Origin of the sequence: Streptomyces jeddahensis (assembly GCF_001642995.1) — a bacterium.
In the GTDB taxonomy this organism is placed as follows: Bacteria; Actinomycetota; Actinomycetes; order Streptomycetales; family Streptomycetaceae; genus Streptomyces; species Streptomyces jeddahensis.
In genome coordinates, this window is record NZ_LOHS01000033.1 from 1 (window position 1) to 20,901 (window position 20,901).

The window sequence follows — 20,901 nt, forward strand, 5'->3', positions numbered from 1 at the left end:
GGCCAAAAAAGGGCGGGCGGGTGGGAAACCCGCCGCGGAGCGGCGAAGAATCATGCCGCGAAGCGGCACATAGCCCCGCCGCGGAGCGGCAGAAAGCCCCGCCGCGGAGCGGCGGACCACGAGAAAAGAGGACCCGTGCCGGAGGGGCACACCATCCACCGCCTGGCCAAGGACTACCTGTCAAGCTTCGGCGCCCGCCCGGCACAGGCAAGCAGCCCGCAGGGCAAGTTCGCAGACGCCGCAGCCCTCCTCACCGGCACGGTCCTCACCACCGCGGAAGCCCACGGCAAGCACCTCTTCCTCGGCTTCGAGGGCCCGGACTGGGTCCACATCCACCTCGGCCTCTTCGGCAAGGTCGGCTTCGGCGAGGTCCCCGCACCCCCGCCGACCGAGACGGTCCGCCTCCGTCTGCTCAACGACACGGCGTACGTCGATCTGCGCGGCCCCACGACCTGCGCCCTCATCACGGACACGGAGAAGCAGGCGATACACGACCGGCTCGGCCCCGACCCGCTCCGCCGGGGCGACGACCCCGACCGCGCGTACCGGCGTATCTCCCGCAGCCGTACCACCATCGCCGCGCTCCTGATGGATCAGAAGGTCATCGCGGGCGTCGGCAACGTCTACCGCGCGGAGGTCCTCTTCCGGCACGGCATAGACCCGTACCGACCGGGCAGGGACCTGACGTACGACCAGTGGACCGCGATCTGGGCGGACCTGGTCGAGCTGATGCACGAGGGCGTACGCAACAACCGCATCGACACCGTGCGCCCCGAACACACCCCCGAGGCGATGGGGCGCCCGCCGCGCGTCGACGACCACGGCGGCGAGGTGTACGTGTACCGCAGGGCCAACCAGCCCTGCCACATCTGTGGCGGCGAGATCCGCACCGCCGATCTCGCCGCCCGCAACCTCTTCTGGTGCCCGGGCTGCCAGCCGCCCGGCTGAACCTGTCCGCGGCGGCCGGCGCAGGACGGAATCCCCTGCCTAGAACCCGTGCGGCAGCCAAGGCGCCACCGCTGACGAGAAAGCAACCGCGGCCTCAGCCGCCGCCCCCGCCCGCAACTCCCGCACCCGCCCCGCGGCCGCCAGCGCCGTCAGGGACACCCCGCCGAGGTAGGCCGCGCCCAAGTCCCGTACCGACAGTGCCAGATCGGCGTCGTCGCCCGTCCGCTTGCAGGACGCTCCCTTGCCGTCGCCGGTGAGCCGCCAACGCCCCTCGTTCCAGGGGCAGAAGGCGTCCTCGACCTCGAACACAACGTCCACGGGCGTCTGGTACGTACGCGCCTCCAGCGCCGCGCCCACATCCACGAGCCGTACGTACAGCGAGTCCCTCAGCTGCACCCGGCACCGGCGGATGTCGGACACCAGCTGCTGCCAGGCGTCGTCCACGGGCCGGTTGCGCACCTCGAGCACGGACGTCAGATCGATCTCGAACAGGAACCGCCACAGCGCCGCGTACGCCGCTGGGTCGAGCGCCTCCAGGTCGCGCAGGACGACCGTGCCCTTGGGACCGGCGGCGTCCCACTCGGGCTTGTTGTGGAAGCGGGCGTAGCCCACGACCTCTCCGGCCCGCTCGGCCAGCACGCACTGCAGAGGTGAGGCGCCATGCCGCTCGCTCTCCGGGTCGAGCAGCGGCAGCTGTTCCCAGCCGGGCCGCCGGGCGAGCATCCCCGGCCGTCCCGGCACCCGCCGCGCGTACACGGCCTCGCACGCCTCCGCCGCATCGGCGGGGGCCGCGAACCGCAGACGTACGTCATCCGTGCCCGGCGGTACGGCGATCCGGACGCGTGCCGTGTCGATCTCGGCGGACAACTGCTGTGTCGCTGCGCCGTATCCGAACCGGCCGTAGATCGCGGGCTCCGAAGCCGTCAGCACCGCGAGCGGCTCGCCCCAGGAGCGGACGTCGTCCAGCTGACGCCGCATCATGGCCGTGAGCAGGCCGCGCCGGCGGTGCGTCGCCGCGACGCTCACCATCGTGACGCCCGCCGCGGGCACCAGCGCACCACCCGGCACCGTCATCCTGAACGAGAACGCCCCCGCCGTCCCCACACAATCGTCGCCGTCCCAGGCGCCGAGCGACCGCTCGCACTCGGTGAGGCGCTGCCACAGGGCCCGCTCCTCGTCCGCCTCCGGCACCCCGCCGAACGCGAGCACCAACTTCCCGTACCAGTTGTCCCACTCGGACGGTTGCAGCACTCGCAGTTCACTCGTCATATGCCATGAGTACCAGGGACTTCTGGGATGGGCGAGCCGATTTCGCGCAGGGCTCCGGGAGTGTCCGAGGGCCCCTCGGGAGAGGGACGAGCGGATTGATGAGGGGGACAAGTAGGACCTCCCGTGCGAGGGACCTGGGCTGATGGATAAGGTCCCGAGCAATGGCACGACGACGCGCGGCAGCCGAGACGCTTCCGGCCCGGATGAAGAGGCAACTGCACCGGGTCCGCGTCGGCCTGCGCAAATCGGGTGTCGACTACTTCCGCGGAGACGGCTCCGACTGGATAGCCCTCGCCGGTCTGCTGCTGACGGTCCCGCTGATCGCGGGCGTCACGCTCGTCAATCCCGTGTGGTGTTCCCCGGCCGCCCTCGTCCTGCCGATCGTGGCGGGCGGCCTGCTGCTGCGCCCCGCGAGCCTGCTCGGCCTGTACGCGGCGGCGGCGACCGCCCTGATCGTGGAGTCGGTCGGACTCGGTCCGTACGCGGAGGGCCCGGCCCGGGTGACGCCCGGAACCGTCCTGGTGGTGGCCGCCTGCGGCTTCTTCGGACTGCTGATCGCGCAGTTCCGCAGCCGGGTCGGCGTGCCGTGGCGGCGCGGCGGCACGATGCTCTTCGACCTGCGCGAACGGATCCGGGTGCACGGCAAACTGCCGGTCCTGCCGAAGGGCTGGCACCGCGAGATCGCGCTCCGGCCGGCTGGCGGCCAGTCCTTCTCCGGCGACTTCGTGGTGGCGGCCCGCACCAACGGCGGCCGGACCCTGGAGGTCGTCCTCACGGACGTCTCGGGCAAGGGCATGGACGCGGGCTCCCGTTCCCTGCTGCTGTCCGGAGCGTTCGGCGGCCTCCTCGGCTCCCTGCCGCCGCATGCGTTCCTGCCCGCCGCCAACGGCTATCTGCTCCGCCAGAACTGGGACGAGGGCTTCGCCACCTCGATCCACCTCGTCCTGGACCTGGACTCTGGCGACTACGAACTCTTCACCGCCGGCCACCCGCCCGCCGTACAACTGCACGCGGGCACCGGCCGCTGGGAGGAGAAGGCGGCGGAGGGGCCGCTGCTCGGGGTCTACGACGGCGCCCAGTTCGACCCCGTCAAGGGCACACTGCGCCCGGGCGACGTCCTGATGCTCTTCACCGACGGTCTCGTCGAAACCGCGGACAGGGACATCTCGGAAGGCATAGACCGCCTCACCGGCGAGGCCGACCGCTATGTCGCGGGCGGCTTCCACGGGGCGGCCTGGCACCTGATCGAGGCGGTGGCGAAGGACGTCAACGACGACCGGGCGCTGCTGCTGATCTGCCGGGAGACGTGACGCTCGGCGCTGCCGGGAGACGTGACACTCGGTCTGCGGGAGACCTGACGCTCGGTCTGCGGGAGACCTGACGCCCTGCTCTGCAGGTGACGCTCGGCCAGACGGGCGCGACGCTGTGCGGCGGGTGCGGGAACCTTTGCGTGCAGACGCGCGAACCTTTGCTTGCCGGTGCGGATCCTTTGCCCGCGCCCGGGGCCGTCGGGGTGCCCACGCGGGACACTCGACGTGTGACGCGGAACGACACCCACGAGATCATGACGCCGGGCGAGGTCGAGGCCCTCGCCCGTGAGGCGCACGCGGCCCAGACCGACAAGGTGGGCCGCCCCTACGCCGAGCATCTGCGGGAGGTGGCCGAGGGCGTCCGCGCCCGCGGCGGCAGCGACGAGCAGATCGCGGCGGCCTGGCTGCACGACGCGGTCGAGGACGATGCGCTGTCCGAGGAGTGGCTGCACGGCGCCCCGCTGACGCAGCGCACGAAGGACATCGTGCTGGCGCTCACCAAGCGCCCGGACGAGACCCCGGAGTCCTACGCGCAGCGCATCCTGGCCACTCCCGGCGCCCTCGTGGTGAAGGAGGCGGACCTCGCCAGCAATGCCGACCCGGCCCGCCTCGCCCTCCTCGACGAGCCCACGCGCGCCCGCCTGACACGGAAGTACGCGACGATGCGCGACCTGCTGGGCCTCTCGGCCGGCTGACAGCCCACTGACAGCCGACCGGCCGCCGGCTGGCCCTACGCCGCGGTCTTCGCCCGCTCTCGCGCCAGCTCCGTCGCGTCCCGCTTGAAGGCCCACTCCATCTTCGGCTCCATGGCGAAGCGGAACATCCGCTGCACGGGCGGTGTGCACAGCACGGTGACGATCGTCGCAGCGACGAGGGTCACGAAGATCTCACCCAGCGGCTTGTGCAGCCACTCGTAGTCCTCGTACCAGCCCCAGAAGCGCGACCCCTTGGCGAGGAAGCCGTGCAGCAGATAGCCGTACAGCGTGCCCGCGCCGAGCACCGTGAACCACATCCGCCGACGCGGCACCCAGGCGAAGAAGCACGCGGTGAGCACCATCGAGCAGCCGAAGAGCGCCAGCGTCATCACGACACCGACCCACCAGGGCGAGCCCAGTTCCTGTGCACTGTCGCGGTGGTAGAACCACGCCGACGACATGCGCGGGGCGGCCCAGTACGCCACCACGAGCGCGCCGGCGAAGACGGGGACGGACAGCAGCCGGACCTCACGCCGCCGCAGCATCTGGAAGTGCTCGGGCTTCATGAACAGGCCCATGACGAAGAACGGCAGGAACTGCAGGACGCGCTGCAGGTCCAGGTCGTCGCCGATGTCGGGCGAGACGGTGGCCAGCACCGCGATGCCGAGCGCGAGCGGCACCGGCCAGCGGGCCACCTTCCACAGCGGGGTGGTGAGCCGCCAGACGAAGAGGGCGACCAGGAACCAGGTGAGGTACCAGGGGTCGAGCAGGCTGATCGGGTGCGACGGATCGTCGTCGGCCCACCGCTTGAAGAAGGAGTACGCCACTTCGAAGAGGACGTACGGCACGGCGATTCCGGTCACCAGGCGCCTGAGCCGGTCCGGGCGCATGTCGAAACTGCGCGAGAAGTAGCCGGAGATCAGGATGAAGGCCGGCATGTGAAACGTGTAGACGGTCATGTACAGGGCCTCGGCGGACCGGCTGTGATCCGTCAGGGGCTCCCACGCGTGGCCCATCGCGACCAGCACGATCGCCAGGTACTTGGCGTTGTCGAAGAACGCGTCACGCTGCTTCGCGGGCTTGTTGCCCGGGGCACTGCCGTTCGGCGCCCTGTCGTCCGGGGCGTTGGGGCCCCGGGTGGGGGAAGCGCCGGGCGCCTGGGCGGTCCGCGGGGATCGCGGGCCCGGCACTCCCGCCGCCGGCTCCTGTGCCGGGGGGAGTGGCGCTCTGTGGTCGCCGTGCGGTCGCAGCGAGTTCGTCACAGGCCCTCCCACCAAGTGGTCGGCATGACGGCTGCGCTTACGGGGGACGAGGCAGCGTGGAACATCTGAGGCACCCTAGCGTTGTCTGTGGGATTTCGTAAAACCATCAACTCGAATCTGCTTATGGCCTGCGGGTACCCGGGATTTCGGGGAAGCCGACATAGCGATCCGTATCTCCTCTGTGGCGCAGCCTGTTGACCGTTACGTCCGAACTAATCCCCCTTAATTAGGGCATAACGCCCGCGGGCGACTCCGGTGAAATGTCCGGTTCATTGGCTTTCTCGTGGTGACTTTGATGTGTCGTCAGTCTCACGGATGTGTCTGTGGTAACAGTCGGATGTGCCTGTGACGACAATTCGAATTCCCTGCGCACACCTTGTGTGGGCATGGAAACGATCAAGCCGAATTGATGAACGCACTGGCCAAGCGAATTGCTGCACGCGCGCGTGACGTTCAAGTGCCGCCAGGGTGCGCCTGCCTGCGGTGCCGCCGTACACATGGCCGACGATGCGTCACCCGTCGCATAGCGCGGCCTGGTTGGTGGCACGATGGTTCTGAGCGGGGGTGTGCGGGGTCGCACCCCCCCGGGCCGGGAGAGCAGACCGACCTAGGGTGTGATCAGTGTGGCCATTTCGCTGTCAGTGGTGGTGCTGTTGGCGATCATCCTTGTGGTGATGATCCGCGGGGGTTCGATCAAGGCCGGCCCCGCGATCGTCGCGGTGCTCTTCGGCTTCTTCCTCGCCTCAACCGGAATGGCCCCGTCCATCAACCGGTTCCTCGACTCGATAGCAGACACGATCAACTCGATCAGCTTCTGAGCCACGGCACACCGTTGCGGGCAGGTGCGCCGCTCTCGTTGTGGGCAATCGTTCCGCATGGCTGGGGGCACCTCCCACGCCCTTAAGGCAGTGGGGGAGGGTGGGTGCAACCCACGACGGCGGGTGCCCTGAACCCGTACAGCCCGCAAAAAAAGCTCCGACCCGGTCCACGAAAATCTGCGAACCGGGCCGGAGGCCACAGAGCGGGCGACGGGAATCGAACCCGCGTAGCTAGTTTGGAAGACTAGGGCTCTACCATTGAGCTACGCCCGCACAACGTGCGCCGCAGGTCACCGACCGCGGCACGGAAGCATCGTAGCGGGTCGCACCCCTCCGCCGCACACCCCGCCGTCACCAGGCAGCACGCGCGGTGGCGATCCGGCTGCACGCGCGGTGGCGGATCCCGCCGCACTCCTGGTGGTGAGCCTGTCGTACCAGCGGTGGCGAACCCGCCGCACTCGCGGTCGCGGGTGCGGCGCACGCTGCGTGACCGCGCCGCCGCGGAGAGCGTGGCCCCCGCCCGTCGCCTGGTGCCGCTCCCGAATTACGGAAGCCGCACTGCCTGCGGGCATGTACCCTACGTGTCGCACCAGACGGGGTGTGGCGCAGCTTGGTAGCGCGTCCGCTTTGGGAGCGGAAGGCCGTGGGTTCAAATCCCGCCACCCCGACCACCACCGGGATCCGAGGCCGGTTCGACCGGCAGGGTCCTTGATCGCCTTTTGGGGCGCGTACCACCTGCCGTTACTATGCAGACTGCGCGCCCGTATGTCTCAGATCTGACGTCTTCCGGGCGACGCGATCCGCTGAGGCCCTCTGGCCCAGCAGAATCCAAGAAGTCAGCCACAAGGAGACCGAACCGTGAAGAGCGCCGTGGAGACCCTGAACCCGACCCGGGTTCGGCTCACTGTCGAGGTGCCCTTCGAGGAGCTCAAGGACAGCCTCGACGCGGCGTACAAGAAGATCAACCAGCAGGTCACGGTGAAGGGCTTCCGGAAGGGCAAGATTCCGGCCCGCATCATCGACCAGCGGTTCGGTCGCGGCGCCGTGCTCGAGGAGGCCGTCAATGACGCTCTCCCGAAGCTCTACACCGAAGCGGTCAACGAGGGCGAGCTGAACGTCCTCGGCCAGCCCGAGGTCGACATCACCGAGCTGAAGGACGGCGAGCTGCTGACCTTCACCGCCGAGGTCGACGTCCGCCCGACCATCGAGATCCCGGACTACTCCGGCATCGAGGTCGAGGTCGACGCGATCGAGGTCAGCGACGAAGAGGTCGAGAAGGCCGTGGAGGAGCTGCGCGAGCGCTTCGCCTCCACCTCCCCGGTCGAGCGCGCCGCCGAGGACGGCGACGTCGTGACGATCGACCTGGAGGCCAAGGTCGACGGCGAGGTCCTCGAGGACGGCGTCGCCGAGGGCGTCTCGTACACCATCGGCTCCGGCGAGCTGCTCGACGGCATCGACGACGCCGTCAAGGGCCTGGAGGCCGGGGCTGAGGCCACCTTCACCTCCGAGCTCAAGGGCGGCTCGGCGGCCGGCAAGGAAGCCGAGGTCACCGTCAAGGTCACCCAGGTCGCCAAGCGTGAGCTGCCGGAGCTGGACGACGAGTTCGCTCAGCTCGCCTCCGAGTTCGACACCCTCGAGGAGCTCAAGGCGGACAGCCGCAAGCGCCTCGAGAACATGAAGCAGTACGACCAGGCCACGCAGGCCCAGGAGCGGGTGCTGGACAAGCTGCTCGAGCTCGTCGAGGTCCCGGTCCCCGAGAAGCTTCTCGAGGACGAGATCAACACCCGTAAGCACAACCTCGAGCACCACCAGCTCGGCCAGATGGGTCTCACCCTCGAGAAGTACCTGGAGATCCAGGGCAAGACCGTCGAGGAGTTCGACACCGAGACCCGCGAGGCGGCGATCAAGGGCATCAAGACCCAGTTCGTCCTCGACGAGCTGGTCTCCAAGGAGAAGCTCAACGTCAGCCAGGAGGAGCTCACCGAGCACCTCATGCGCCGTGCGGCCTCCTCCGGCATGTCCCCCGACCAGTTCGCCCAGGCCGTCGTTCAGGGCGGCCAGGTGCCGATGCTCGTGGGCGAGGTCGCCCGCGGCAAGGCGCTGGCGGTCGTGGTCGAGGCGGCCACGGTCAAGGACACGAACGGTGAGGTCGTCGACCTGGACGACGAGGAGGACGAGACCGGCGAGACCGTCGAGGCGTCCTCGGAGGAGGCCTCCGAGGACTCCGAGGAGAAGCCGGAGGCCTGAGCCTCGCGTCTCCCGCGCTGAACGACGGGCTCCGGGGTGCTGCGGCACCTCGGGGCCCGTCGGCCGTTACGGGGGCCCCTGTACGCGCTGAAGGGCACCCTCCGTCGTGGGCTGTGCCCACCCGTTCCGCCCTGGGGGTACCTCCCAGGCCCTTAAGGCACTGGGGGAGGAACGATTGCCCACAGCGGTAGGGCGCGGCGCTCCCCCTGTAGCGCTGTGGGCAGGCGTTCCGCAGGGCGGAACGGGTGGGCACAGCCCCCGCGCGACGGCGCCACGAACCGTCAGGTGCACCGGAACCAGCCCCGGGTACCCGACTTCGTACCCGACCCCAAGGAACCTGCGCTCACAGCGAACAGTTCCGAATGCGGGATGGCACCCGCCTGCCTGCGCGTTAGGGTCCATGAATACGAGGGCAGGGGAGTCCCCACACGCCGTCGGCAGACGGTTACACGGCGGGGTCCCAGCCTGAAGCAGAAGACGTGAGACGGCCCGGCGCCGTCGTAAGACGAGCAGGTGGATACGTGACGAATCTGATGCCCTCCGCCGCCGGCGAGCCTTCCATCGGTGGCGGCCTCGGCGACCAGGTCTACAACCGGCTGCTCAACGAGCGGATCATCTTCCTGGGCCAGCCGGTCGACGACGACATCGCCAACAAGATCACCGCGCAGCTGCTGCTCCTTGCCTCGGATCCCGACAAGGACATCTACCTCTACATCAACAGCCCCGGCGGCTCGATCACGGCGGGCATGGCGATCTACGACACCATGCAGTACATCAAGAACGACGTGGTGACCATCGCCATGGGCATGGCGGCCTCCATGGGTCAGTTCCTGCTGAGCGCGGGTACGCCCGGTAAGCGCTTCGCCCTGCCGAACGCCGAGATCCTGATCCACCAGCCCTCCGCGGGCCTCGCGGGCTCCGCGTCGGACATCAAGATCCACGCCGAGCGGCTGCTGCACACCAAGAAGCGGATGGCGGAGCTCACCGCTTTCCACACCGGCCAGAGCGTGGAGCAGATCACCCGCGACTCGGACCGCGACCGCTGGTTCGACCCGATCGAGGCCAAGGAGTACGGCCTGATCGACGAGGTCATCACCACCGCTGCCGGTATGCCGGGCGGCGGCGGCACCGGGGCTGCCTGAGCCCCTTCAGCCCCCAGCCACCGCCACAGCCCTTAGGCCTTAGGAGAACAACCGTGAACGACTTCCCCGGCAGCGGCCTGTACGAGCGCCTGCGCGCCGAGCGCGGGCAGGCCGAGTACACCGGCCCCCGCGCCGAGTCCCGCTACGTCATCCCGCGCTTCGTCGAGCGCACCTCGCAGGGCGTCCGCGAGTACGACCCGTACGCGAAGCTCTTCGAGGAGCGCGTGATCTTCCTCGGCGTCCAGATCGACGACGCCTCCGCCAACGACGTCATGGCGCAGCTGCTGTGCCTGGAGTCGATGGACCCCGACCGTGACATCTCGGTCTACATCAACAGCCCCGGCGGCTCCTTCACGGCGCTCACGGCCATCTACGACACGATGCAGTTCGTGAAGCCGGACATCCAGACGGTCTGCATGGGCCAGGCCGCCTCCGCCGCAGCCGTGCTCCTCGCGGCGGGCACCCCGGGCAAGCGCATGGCGCTCCCCAACGCCCGTGTCCTGATCCACCAGCCGTACAGCGAGACGGGCCGCGGCCAGGTCTCCGACCTGGAGATCGCCGCGAACGAGATCCTGCGGATGCGCTCGCAGCTGGAGGAGATGCTGGCCAAGCACTCCACGCAGCCGATCGAGAAGATCCGCGAGGACATCGAGCGCGACAAGATCCTCACCGCTGAGGAAGCGCTGCGCTACGGCCTGATCGACCAGATCATCTCCACCCGGAAGATGAATAACGCCGCGGTCGTCTGACGCAGGCGCAGTAGCATTGCCGCCCCTTGGCACGGTGTGTACGTCACAGTCAACCGCGCCAAGGGGGGCCCGAACGGGGGGCCCGGCAAGGTACCGTCGGATATGAGGCACCAGGAGCCGCTGAACGTGGCGTCTCCCAGGCGAAGGGGAAGCACCTCGTGGCACGCATCGGTGACGGCGGCGACCTGCTCAAGTGCTCGTTCTGCGGAAAGAGCCAGAAGCAGGTCAAGAAGCTCATCGCAGGCCCCGGTGTGTACATCTGCGACGAGTGCATCGACCTCTGTAACGAGATCATCGAGGAAGAGCTCGCCGAGACGAGCGAGGTGCGCTGGGAGGAACTGCCCAAGCCCCGTGAGATCTACGAGTTCCTCGAGGGGTACGTCGTCGGCCAGGAGGCCGCGAAGAAGGCCCTCTCGGTCGCTGTGTACAACCACTACAAGCGGGTTCAGGCCGGTGAGAACGGCGGCTCCCAAGGCCGCGACGACGCCATCGAGTTGGCGAAGTCCAACATTCTGCTGCTGGGGCCCACGGGCTCCGGCAAGACACTTCTGGCCCAGACGCTGGCCCGGATGCTCAACGTCCCGTTCGCCATCGCCGACGCGACGGCGCTCACGGAGGCCGGCTACGTCGGCGAGGACGTCGAGAACATCCTCCTGAAGCTCATCCAGGCCGCCGACTACGACGTCAAGAAGGCCGAGACCGGCATCATCTACATCGACGAGATCGACAAGGTCGCCCGTAAGAGCGAGAACCCGTCGATCACGCGCGACGTCAGCGGCGAGGGCGTGCAGCAGGCCCTGCTGAAGATCCTGGAGGGCACCACCGCCTCGGTTCCGCCGCAGGGCGGCCGCAAGCACCCGCACCAGGAGTTCATCCAGATCGACACGACGAACGTCCTGTTCATCGTGGGCGGTGCCTTCGCGGGCCTGGAGAAGATCATCGAGTCCCGGGCCGGTGCCAAGGGCATCGGCTTCGGCGCGACCATCCTCTCCAAGCGCGAGATGGAGGCCAAGGACCAGTTCGAGGACGTGATGCCCGAAGACCTGGTGAAATTCGGGATGATCCCGGAGTTCATCGGTCGCCTCCCGGTCATCACCTCGGTGCACAACCTCGACCGGGAGGCGCTGCTGCAGATCCTGGTCGAGCCGCGCAACGCGCTGGTCAAGCAGTACCAGCGCCTCTTCGAACTCGACGGGGTCGAGCTGGACTTCGAGCGCGAGGCCCTCGAGGCCATCGCCGACCAGGCGATCCTCCGCCAGACGGGCGCCCGAGGCCTGCGCGCCATCATGGAGGAGGTCCTGATGTCGGTGATGTACGAGGTCCCGTCCCGCAAGGACGTCGCCCGCGTCGTCATCACCCCGGACGTCGTCCACTCCAACGTCAACCCGACGCTGATCCCGCGGGACGCGCGGGGCCGCGGGCCGGGAGAGCAGAAGTCCGCGTAAGCGGACGCGCTCAGGACGTCGAAGGGGGTGCCCGGCGAGCTCGCCGGGCACCCCCTTCAGGTATGGCATGCGAGGCGACTACTTGATCTCGACGCGAACCTCGTTGCGCACCTTGGCCGTCTGAGCGGCGGCGTCCTCGAGCGACATGCCCTTGCCCGTCACAGCGGCCGCGGCGTCGGACGACACGACGAACCCGATGGTGCTGTGGTCGCCCCAGACGCACATCGGCATCGTGAAGCTGCTCGGCGTGCCCGTGTCGGTGTCACCGATGCCGCCGGTGTCACCGATGCTGAACTCGGCTTCCTGGCACTTCATGATGCCGTTCTCGAAGCCGGCCGGGGTGAACTCCTCGGGGCTGCCGATGAGCTTGATGCTCTCGCCGTCCGAGCCCTGCTGGGAGTAGTTCTTCTTCATCTCGCTGAACATGCCGTCGACGACCTTCTCCGGGTCCTCGACGTCGCCGTAGACGCCACCCAGGTTGAGCATCTTCTGGCTGGCGCCCGAGCCCGCCATGTAAGAGCCGTTCACGTTCTTGGGGTTGGTCACGCCCCACTTCTCGGCTTCCTCGAGGTCGCTCCCGGCCAGGCCGCCGCTGTCCGACGAGGACTGCTTCTTGTACTCGCTGAGCACCGTCGCCGGCGTCGTCAGCTTGTACTTCTTGCCGTCGTCGGCGACGCTGCCGCCGCCACCGCCCGCCGTGAAGAACCACACGCCAGCGCCGATCGCGACCAGCGCGACGACCGCGCCGACGATGATGCCCGTCTTCTTCTTGCCGCCTCCCGGCACCGGCGGCTGCGGCATGCCGTACGGAGCCCCCGGAGGCTGCTGGCCGTAAGGAGGCTGCTGCCCGTACGGGCCCGGCTGGCCGTAGGGGTTCGGCTGCTGCGGGACGCCCTGCGGGGCCCCCTGCGGAGCCTGCTGCGGGTACCCGTAGCCCGGCTGCGGCGGGGGTCCCTGTGGGGCCTGCTGCGGGTAGCCGTAGCCGGGCTGGGGTGCCTGCGGCGGCTGGCCGTAGGGGCCCGGCTGGCCGTACGGCCCGGGCTGCTGCGGCTGACCGCCGTACGGGCCCGGCTGGTTGTAGCTCATCGAGGTCTCAGTCCCCCTCTGTGGTTTATGCGTCCCTGACATCCTTCCGGAACCGGTGCCGGGCCGGGGCGCGAGGGGCCGCACCGTTACGAAACCTTCCGGTTTCAGTACGCCTCCGTGACACCTCTAAACTGAGCCCGTGACCGAGAACACTCAGCAGCAGCAACCAGCGACCACCACCGAACTGCCGACCCAGTACGCGCCGGCCGAGGTAGAGGGGAAGCTGTACGAGCGCTGGGTAGAGCGCGGCTACTTCGAGGCCGACGAGAAGAGCGACAAACCGCCGTACACCATTGTCATCCCGCCGCCGAACGTCACCGGCAGCCTGCACCTCGGGCACGCGTTCGAGCACACGCTCATCGACGCGCTCACGCGCCGCAAGCGCATGCAGGGGTACGAGACGCTGTGGCAGCCCGGCATGGACCACGCCGGCATCGCCACGCAGAACGTCGTCGAGCGCGAGCTCGGCAAGGAGGGCAAGTCCCGCCACGACCTCGGCCGTGAGGCGTTCGTCGAGCGCGTCTGGCAGTGGAAGGCCGAGTCCGGTGGGCAGATCTCCGGGCAGATGCGCCGCCTGGGCGACGGTGTCGCCTGGTCCCGTGAGCGGTTCACCATGGACGAGGGCCTGTCCCAGGCCGTCCAGACGATCTTCAAGAAGCTCTACGACGACGAGCTGATCTACCGCGCCGAGCGCATCATCAACTGGTGCCCGCGCTGTCTGACGGCCATCTCGGACATCGAGGTGGAGTACCAGGAGGACGACGGCGAGCTCGTGTCGATCAAGTACGGGGAAGGCGACGAGACCCTCGTCGTCGCCACGACCCGTGCCGAGACCATGCTGGGTGACACCGCGGTCGCCGTGCACCCGGACGACGAGCGGTACAAGCACCTCGTCGGCAAGACGATCAAGCTGCCGCTGACCGGCCGGTCCATCCCCGTCGTCGCCGACACGCACGTGGACGCGGAGTTCGGCACCGGCGCCGTCAAGGTGACGCCCGCCCACGACCCGAACGACTTCGAGATCGGGCAGCGCCACAACCTGCCGTCGATCACCGTGATGGACGAGCACGCGGTCATCACCGCGCACGGCCCCTTCCAGGGCCTGGACCGTCTCGAGGCCCGCAGCGCCATCGTCGCCGCTCTGCGTGCCGAGGGCCGGATCGTCGCCGAGAAGCGCCCGTACGTCCACTCCGTGGGCCACTGCTCGCGCTGCAAGACCACCATCGAGCCGCGCCTGTCCATGCAGTGGTGGGTCAAGGTCGGCCCGCTCGCGAAGGCCGCCGGTGACGCGGTCCGCGACGGCCGGGTCAAGATCCACCCGCAGGAGATGGAGAAGCGGTACTTCGACTGGGTCGACAACCTCCACGACTGGTGCATCTCGCGCCAGCTGTGGTGGGGTCACCGGATTCCGGTCTGGTACGGCCCCAATGGCGAGGTCGTCTGCGTCGGACCGGATGAGGAGCCGCCGAGCGGCGAGGGCTGGACGCAGGACACCGACGTCCTCGACACCTGGTTCTCCTCCGGCCTGTGGCCGTTCTCGACGCTGGGCTGGCCCGAGCAGACCGAGAGCCTCGAGAAGTTCTATCCGAACTCCGTGCTGGTCACGGGCTACGACATCCTCTTCTTCTGGGTCGCCCGGATGATGATGTTCGGCCTGTACGCGATGGACGGCACCCCGCCGTTCCACACCATCGCCCTGCACGGCATGGTCCGCGACCAGTTCGGCAAGAAGATGTCGAAGTCCTTCGGCAACGCGGTCAATCCGCTGGACTGGATGGACAAGTACGGGTCCGATGCCCTGAGGTTCACGCTCCTGCGGGGCGCCAACCCCGGTGTCGACGTGCCGATCGGCGAGGACTGGGTCCAGGGCTCCCGGAACTTCGCCAACAAGATCTGGAACGCCACCCGGTTCGCGCTGATGAACGGCGCGACGGTCGAGGGCGACCTGCCGCCCGTCGAGCAGCTGTCCGCCACCGACCGGTGGATCCTGTCCCGGCTCAACGCGGTCGTCGCCGAGGTCGACGCGTACTACGAGGACTACCAGTTCGCGAAGCTGTCCGAGGCGCTCTTCCACTTCGCGTGGGACGAGGTCTTCGACTGGTACGTCGAGCTGTCCAAGACCACGTTCCAGGCGGGCGGCCAGCCCGCCGAGGTCTCCAAGCGGGTCCTGGGCGAGGTGCTCGACGTCACGCTGAAGCTCCTCCACCCGGTCGTTCCCTTCGTGACCGAGACGCTGTGGACCACCCTCACGGGTGGTGAGTCCATCGTGATCGCCGAGTGGCCGACGGACTCGGGGTTCCGCGACGCCGCCGCGGAGAACGAGATCGAGACCCTTCAGCAGGTCATCACGGAGGTCCGCCGCTTCCGTGCCGACCAGGGGCTGCAGCCGGGCCAGCGGGTGCCGGCCCGCGTCGACCTGTCCGGTACGCCGCTCGCGGTTCACGAGGCCGCCATCCGGCAGCTGCTGCGGCTGCAGCCGGAAGGGGAGTCCTTCACCGCGACGGCGACCCTGCCCGTCGCGGGGGCCGAGGTCGCGCTCGACCTGTCCGGTGTGATCGATGTCGCGGCCGAGCGGAAACGGCTGGCCAAGGATCTGGCGGCCGCCGAGAAGGAGAAGGCGCAGGCTTCGGCGAAGCTGGGGAACGAGGCGTTCTTGGCCAAGGCCCCTGACCACGTCGTGGAGAAGATCCGGGTCCGCCTTGCCAAGGCGGACGAGGACATCGCCCGGATCAAGGCGCAGCTGGATCGGCTGCCGCAGGGCTGAGGGGCGCCGGCGCTGCCCCTGGACTCCGCTCCTCAAGCGCCGGAGGGGCTGATTTTCAGCCCGTCCGGCGCTTGAGGACGAGCCCGAAGGGCGATCTTCGGGGGTCCAGGGGGCGGAGCCCCCTGGTTACGGGAAGGGGCGGGGTGGGGGAAATGCACCCTCGCCGCACCCCCTCCGTAGACTGGACCCCGTGAGCGACCTCCCCCCGCACGACAGCCTGCCCGGCGACAGCGAGCCCGACCCCTTGGCGCAGTTCGACGAGATCATCGAGGCCGAGACCGACCGCGACCCCGACCTCGCCGTGATCGAGGCCGGCAGCCGCACCCTCCGCACCCAGGCCGGACCGCCGGAGGGCGCCGACCAGGCACCCGCCCGCCCCGCCGACCCCGAGGTCGACAAGGCGCTGCGCGAGGTCGAGGCGGAGCTCGCAACGCGCTGGGGCGAGACGAAGCTCGAGCCGTCGGTCAGCCGGATCTCGGCGCTGATGGACGTGCTGGGGGAACCCCAGCGCGCGTACCCGTCGGTGCACATCACCGGGACGAACGGCAAGACGTCCACGGCCCGCATGATCGAGGCGCTGCTCGGCGCCTTCGAGCTGCGCACCGGCCGGTACACGTCGCCGCACGTGCAGTCGATCACCGAGCGGATCAGCCTGGACGGCGCGCCGATCGACGCGGAGCGGTTCATCGAGACGTACCGGGACATCCAGCCGTACGTCGAGATGGTGGACGCGCAGCAGGAGTACCGGCTGTCCTTCTTCGAGGTGCTCACCGGAATGGCGTACGCGGCCTTCGCGGACGCGCCCGTCGACGTCGCCGTCGTCGAGGTCGGGATGGGCGGCAGCTGGGACGCGACGAACGTGATCGACGCGGACGTCGCCGTCGTCACGCCCATCGACCTGGATCACACGGACCGGCTCGGCGAGACCCCCGCCGAGATCGCCGTCGAGAAGGCCGGGATCGTCAAGCAGGGCGCGACCGTGATCCTCGCCCAGCAGCCGGTCGACGCCGCGCAGGTGCTGCTGAAGAAGGCCGTCGAGGTGGACGCCACCGTGGCCCGCGAGGGCCTCGAGTTCGGTGTCGTCTCGCGCCAGGTCGCCGTCGGCGGGCAGCTGCTGACGCTGCGCGGGCTCGGCGGTGAGTACGCGGACGTGTTCCTGCCGCTGCACGGCCAGTACCAGGCGCACAACGCCGCGGTGGCGCTCGCCGCCGTCGAGGCGTTCTTCGGTGTCGGCGCGCAGCGTGCCGAGCGGCTCGACATCGACGTGGTGCGCAAGGCGTTCGCCTCGGTCGCCTCTCCGGGCCGTCTCGAGGTCGTACGCCGCTCGCCGACCGTCGTCCTGGACGCGGCGCACAACCCGGCCGGCGCCCGCGCGACCGCCGAGGGGATCCGCGAGGCATTCGACTTCAGCCGGCTCATCGGCGTGGTCGGCGCGAGCGGCGACAAGAACGTCCGCGGCCTGCTCGAGGCCTTCGAGCCGATCTTCGCCGAGATCGTGGTCACGCAGAACTCCAGCCACCGTGCGATGGACGTGGACGAGCTGGCCGCGATCGCCGTCGAGGTCTTCGGCGAGGACCGGGTGCAGGTCGAACCGCGCCTGGACGACGCGCTGGAGGCCGCCGTCACGCTGGCCGAGGAGGAGGGCGAGTACGCAGGCGGCGGCGTCCTCGTCACCGGTTCCGTCATCACCGTCGGCGAGGCCCGACTGCTTCTGGGGAAGGGCTGAACTGCTGTGCGTACGCTCTGTGCTTCGACTCTGATCGGCGAGTTCTTCGTGATCGGGTTCGCCGGGCTCGTCGCGATGAAGGACCCGGATCTGGCCATGGGGACGGTGTGGACCGTCTCCGGCATCGCGATGGCGCTGTCCGTGCTGCTCTGCGGGATGATCACGCGGCCCGGCGGGGTGCAGCTGGGCTGGGCCCTGCAGATCGGGCTGATCGCGAGCGGTTTCATCGTCCCGGTCATGTTCTTCCTCGGCGCCGTGTTCGCCGCCCTCTGGGGTGCGTCGGTGCACTTCGGCCGCAAGATCGACGAGGCCAAGGCCCGCTTTGCGGCGCAGGGTGCGGCGGCTGGGGCCCAGCCGGGCTCTGACGCCGCATAACAGGCGCTCAGACGGGCCCTGTAGCCTCTGACAACCCCGCAACCCAAGCGACCTCGAAGGAGCCGCACACCATGTCCCAGCGCACCCTCGTCCTGCTCAAGCCCGACGCCGTCCGGCGCGGCCTGATCGGCGAGATCATCGGCCGTATCGAGCGCAAGGCCGGCTGGCAGATCACCGCGCTGGAGCTGCGCACACTCGACCAGGACACCCTGGAGCAGCACTACGGCGAGCACCAGGGCAAGCCGTTCTACGAGCCGCTCGTCGCCTTCATGTCCTCCGGTCCCGTCGTCGCCATGGTCGTCGAGGGCGAGCGGGTCATCGAGGGCGTCCGGCAGCTGGCCGGGCCGACCGACCCGATCGCCGCGGCCCCCGGCTCCATCCGGGGCGACTTCGGCACCATCACGCGTGAGAACCTGATCCACGCCTCGGACTCCGAGGAGTCCGCCGAGCGCGAGTTGAAGATCTTCTTCCCCGGGCGTGTCTGACGTTCAGCGGCGCGTACGCGGGCGGCTGGGCCGCCGCGCCCGATTTTTCTGACACACTGTCAAAAGTCTGGGTGCCTGACCAGGGACGGCCGGGAATTCCCCGCCGTCCTTTGGCATATGCGCCACGATCGGGGGAACCCGTGCCTCCGTTGGTACGTCTCCACAAGCGAGGCGGCACAGCATCTGCTGACATTGGCGCCAGTCCATCGCGCCGTGTCCGCGGGGGCGAGACTACGATGGAAGCTCACGCCACAGCAGCACCCACCTCGCCTGCCTAACAAGCCATCAACGCTCGATTTAGGAAGGCCAGACGCATCCTCATGGGGAACAACATGTCGTTCATCGGCCGTGACATGGCTGTCGACCTCGGGACCGCCAACACGCTGGTGTACGTCAGGGGCCGGGGGATCGTTCTCAACGAGCCGTCCGTCGTCGCGATCAACACCAACACGGGTGGCATCCTCGCGGTCGGCGCCGAGGCGAAGAAGATGATCGGCCGGACGCCGGGCAACATCGTCGCGGTGCGACCGCTCAAGGACGGCGTCATCGCCGACTTCGAGATCACCGAGCGGATGCTCCGGTACTTCATCCTGAAGATCCACAAGCGGCGCTATCTCGCCCGTCCGCGTGTCGTCGTCTGCGTGCCCTCCGGGATCACCGGTGTCGAGCGCCGTGCGGTCATCGAGGCGTCCTCGCAGGCCGGTGCGCGCCAAGTGCACATCATCGAGGAGCCGATGGCCGCGGCCATCGGCTCCGGCCTCCCCGTCCACGAGGCGACCGGCAACATGGTCGTGGACATCGGCGGCGGCACCACCGAGGTCGCCGTCATCTCCCTCGGCGGCATCGTCACGGCGCAGTCGATCCGCGTCGCCGGAGACGAGCTGGACAACGCGATCATCCAGCACATCAAGAAGGAGTACTCGCTCCTGCTCGGCGAGCGCAGCGCCGAACAGATCAAGATCACGATCGGTTCCGCGTACGAACTCGAGGACGACGAGCACACCGAGATCCGCGGCCGCGACCTGGTCTCGGGACTGCCCAAGACCGTCGTCATCTCGGCCGCCGAGGTCCGCAAGGCCATCGAGGAACCGGTCAACGCGATCGTGGACGCGGTCAAGACCACCCTCGACAAGTGCCCGCCCGAGCTCTCCGGCGACATCATGGACCGCGGCATCGTCCTCACCGGCGGCGGCGCCCTGCTGCGCGGCCTCGACGAGCGGCTGCGCCGCGAGACCGGCATGCCGATCCACATCGCCGAGGACCCGCTGGACAGCGTGGCGCTCGGATCCGGCAAGTGCGTCGAGGAGTTCGAGGCGCTCCAGCAGGTGCTGGACGCGCAGCCGCGCAGATGACGGGCGCGTGCGGTGCCACGCGGCGCGCGTGTCCGGAGCGGCACGCGCGCTTCGTCCGCCGTACGGAGCACGCCTAGCCGAGGCGAGGTGCTCCGTCCGCCGTACGGGGCACGCGCAGCCGAGACGAGGCGCTCCGTCCGCCGTACGGGGCGCGCGTAGCCGAGACGACACGCGCGCTTCTTCCGCCGTACGGAGCGCACGTGCTCTCCCGTGCGGCGGATCGTTGATATAGAGGCAAGAGCGACAAGGAATTCCGACGAGGAAGGCACGGCCGCCGCACGTGAGGGACTCCCGAGAGAGCCGACTGCTCCTGGTGCTGCTGATCGCGATCGCGTTCGCGCTGATCACGGTCGATATCCGTGGCGGCCAGGACTCCCCGGTCGACGGTGCACGCCGGGCGGCTGCCACGGTGTTCGGCCCGGTGGAGAACGGCGTGTCGGCCGCTGTCGACCCGTTCGCCAACGCGGTCTCCGCGGTCAAGGACTCCGGCAGCCGGCACGACCGCATCGCCAGGCTCGAACGTGAGAACGCCGAGCTCAAGACCAGGCTGGGCAACGACGACCGCAACCGCAGCCGGGTGCAGCAGCTCGACAAGATGCTGAAGACCGCGGGCGCCGGGCAGTACGGCATCAAGGGCGCCGAGGTCATCGCGATCGGCGCCGCGCAGGGCTTCTCCTGGACCGTCACCATCGACGCCGGCGCCGACGACGGCATCAAGCGCGACATGACCGTCATCAACGGCGACGGACTGGTCGGCCGCGTCACCACAGTCGGCCCGAGCACCTCCACCGTGCTACTCGCCAGCGACCCCGACTTCACGGTCGGTACGCGCATGGAGAAGACCGACGAGCTCGGCTTCGCCTCCGGCCAGGGCGACCGCCCGCTGCGGGTCCAGCTGCTCAACGGCAAGGCCAAGGTGAAGAAGGGCGACCGCCTGGTCACCTTCGGCTCGCAGGCCGACACGCCGTTCGTGCCCGGCGTCCCGGTCGGCGTGGTCTCGCGCGTCGACCCCTCCGGCGGCGACCTCACCCGCACCGTCTACGTCAAGCCGTTCGTCGGCTTCACCAAGCTCGACATCGTCGGCGTCGTCGTCGAAGCACCCCGCAAGGACCCGCGCGACACGGTCCTGCCGCCCGCACCGAAGCCGACGCCCACACCGACCGTGACGGTCACCGTGACGCCCTCCGCCGGGGCCGCCGACGCGGCCGCACCGCAAGAGCAGTAGGAG

17 protein-coding genes and 2 tRNA genes are annotated in these 20,901 nt (G+C 69.1%); 15 read left to right on the plus strand and 4 right to left on the minus strand.

Annotated features, from left to right (window positions below):
- Positions 1-135: 135 nt before the first annotated feature.
- Positions 136-948 carry an Fpg/Nei family DNA glycosylase gene (locus STSP_RS03830; RefSeq protein ID WP_067272012.1) on the plus strand — a complete coding sequence of 271 codons (813 nt, stop codon included), beginning with the start codon at positions 136-138 and terminating at the stop codon, positions 946-948.
- A 39-nt stretch (positions 949-987) separates the two neighbouring features.
- Here the strand turns inward: STSP_RS03830 and STSP_RS03835 are convergent, their stop codons facing one another.
- Entirely contained in the window at positions 988-2,217 is a 1,230-nt protein-coding gene (locus STSP_RS03835) for a GNAT family N-acetyltransferase (RefSeq protein WP_067272015.1), read from the minus strand.
- A gap of 161 nt (positions 2,218-2,378) precedes the next feature.
- Here STSP_RS03835 and STSP_RS03840 point away from each other — a divergent pair, with 161 nt between their 5' ends.
- Positions 2,379-3,527 carry a PP2C family protein-serine/threonine phosphatase gene (locus STSP_RS03840; protein ID WP_067272017.1) on the plus strand — a complete coding sequence of 383 codons (1,149 nt, stop codon included), beginning with the start codon at positions 2,379-2,381 and terminating at the stop codon, positions 3,525-3,527.
- 254 nt (positions 3,528-3,781) lie between these two features.
- Positions 3,782-4,222: an HD domain-containing protein gene (locus tag STSP_RS03845; protein WP_067272101.1), complete on the plus strand. Its 441-nt coding sequence runs from the start codon at positions 3,782-3,784 to the stop codon at positions 4,220-4,222.
- A gap of 35 nt (positions 4,223-4,257) precedes the next feature.
- Here the strand turns inward: STSP_RS03845 and STSP_RS03850 are convergent, their stop codons facing one another.
- Complete coding sequence (locus STSP_RS03850; RefSeq protein WP_067272020.1) at positions 4,258-5,484, minus strand: acyltransferase family protein; 1,227 nt, start codon at positions 5,482-5,484, stop codon at positions 4,258-4,260.
- A 623-nt stretch (positions 5,485-6,107) separates the two neighbouring features.
- Between STSP_RS03850 and STSP_RS03855 the strand changes: the two genes are divergently transcribed.
- Positions 6,108-6,302 (plus strand): hypothetical protein, encoded by a 195-nt coding sequence (locus STSP_RS03855; protein WP_067272103.1) that lies wholly within the window; start codon positions 6,108-6,110, stop codon positions 6,300-6,302.
- Between the two features lie 202 nt (positions 6,303-6,504).
- On the opposite strand, the gene STSP_RS03860 is transcribed toward STSP_RS03855, so the two are convergent.
- Positions 6,505-6,575: transfer RNA gene (locus STSP_RS03860), tRNA-Gly, on the minus strand.
- Between the two features lie 321 nt (positions 6,576-6,896).
- Here STSP_RS03860 and STSP_RS03865 point away from each other — a divergent pair.
- The 5 genes from STSP_RS03865 to clpX all read left to right on the plus strand — a co-directional run bounded on the left by STSP_RS03865 (position 6,897) and on the right by clpX (position 11,885).
- A tRNA-Pro gene (locus tag STSP_RS03865) sits at positions 6,897-6,973 on the plus strand.
- Between the two features lie 187 nt (positions 6,974-7,160).
- Entirely contained in the window at positions 7,161-8,549 is a 1,389-nt protein-coding gene (gene tig, locus STSP_RS03870; RefSeq protein WP_067272023.1) for a trigger factor, read from the plus strand.
- A 533-nt stretch (positions 8,550-9,082) separates the two neighbouring features.
- Complete coding sequence (locus STSP_RS03875) at positions 9,083-9,691, plus strand: ATP-dependent Clp protease proteolytic subunit (protein WP_198547256.1); 609 nt, start codon at positions 9,083-9,085, stop codon at positions 9,689-9,691.
- Between the two features lie 53 nt (positions 9,692-9,744).
- A complete protein-coding gene (locus STSP_RS03880; protein ID WP_067272028.1) occupies positions 9,745-10,440 on the plus strand; it encodes an ATP-dependent Clp protease proteolytic subunit in 696 nt (231 codons plus the stop codon).
- 158 nt (positions 10,441-10,598) lie between these two features.
- Entirely contained in the window at positions 10,599-11,885 is a 1,287-nt protein-coding gene (gene clpX, locus STSP_RS03885) for an ATP-dependent Clp protease ATP-binding subunit ClpX (protein WP_067272030.1), read from the plus strand.
- 78 nt (positions 11,886-11,963) lie between these two features.
- Here clpX and STSP_RS03890 read toward each other — a convergent pair whose 3' ends face one another.
- A complete protein-coding gene (locus STSP_RS03890; protein ID WP_067272033.1) occupies positions 11,964-12,971 on the minus strand; it encodes a hypothetical protein in 1,008 nt (335 codons plus the stop codon).
- Positions 12,972-13,110: 139 nt separating this feature from the next.
- On the opposite strand from STSP_RS03890, the gene STSP_RS03895 reads away from it, so the two are divergent.
- The 6 genes from STSP_RS03895 (at position 13,111) to mreC (ending at position 20,898) form a co-directional block, all read left to right on the plus strand.
- Positions 13,111-15,735: a valine--tRNA ligase gene (locus tag STSP_RS03895; protein ID WP_067272035.1), complete on the plus strand. Its 2,625-nt coding sequence runs from the start codon at positions 13,111-13,113 to the stop codon at positions 15,733-15,735.
- 190 nt (positions 15,736-15,925) lie between these two features.
- A complete protein-coding gene (gene folC, locus STSP_RS03900) occupies positions 15,926-17,461 on the plus strand; it encodes a bifunctional tetrahydrofolate synthase/dihydrofolate synthase (protein WP_067272037.1) in 1,536 nt (511 codons plus the stop codon).
- A 6-nt stretch (positions 17,462-17,467) separates the two neighbouring features.
- On the plus strand, positions 17,468-17,836 hold the full coding sequence (locus STSP_RS03905; RefSeq protein ID WP_067272040.1) for a DUF4233 domain-containing protein: 369 nt from the start codon (positions 17,468-17,470) through the stop codon (positions 17,834-17,836).
- A gap of 71 nt (positions 17,837-17,907) precedes the next feature.
- The gene (gene ndk, locus STSP_RS03910) at positions 17,908-18,321 is read left to right on the plus strand and encodes a nucleoside-diphosphate kinase (protein WP_067272042.1); all 414 of its coding nucleotides are present in this window, start codon (positions 17,908-17,910) and stop codon (positions 18,319-18,321) included.
- A 332-nt stretch (positions 18,322-18,653) separates the two neighbouring features.
- Positions 18,654-19,673 carry a rod shape-determining protein gene (locus STSP_RS03915; protein ID WP_067272106.1) on the plus strand — a complete coding sequence of 340 codons (1,020 nt, stop codon included), beginning with the start codon at positions 18,654-18,656 and terminating at the stop codon, positions 19,671-19,673.
- Positions 19,674-19,953: 280 nt separating this feature from the next.
- Positions 19,954-20,898 (plus strand): rod shape-determining protein MreC, encoded by a 945-nt coding sequence (gene mreC, locus STSP_RS03920; protein ID WP_067272045.1) that lies wholly within the window; start codon positions 19,954-19,956, stop codon positions 20,896-20,898.
- The last annotated feature ends 3 nt before the right edge of the window (positions 20,899-20,901 follow it).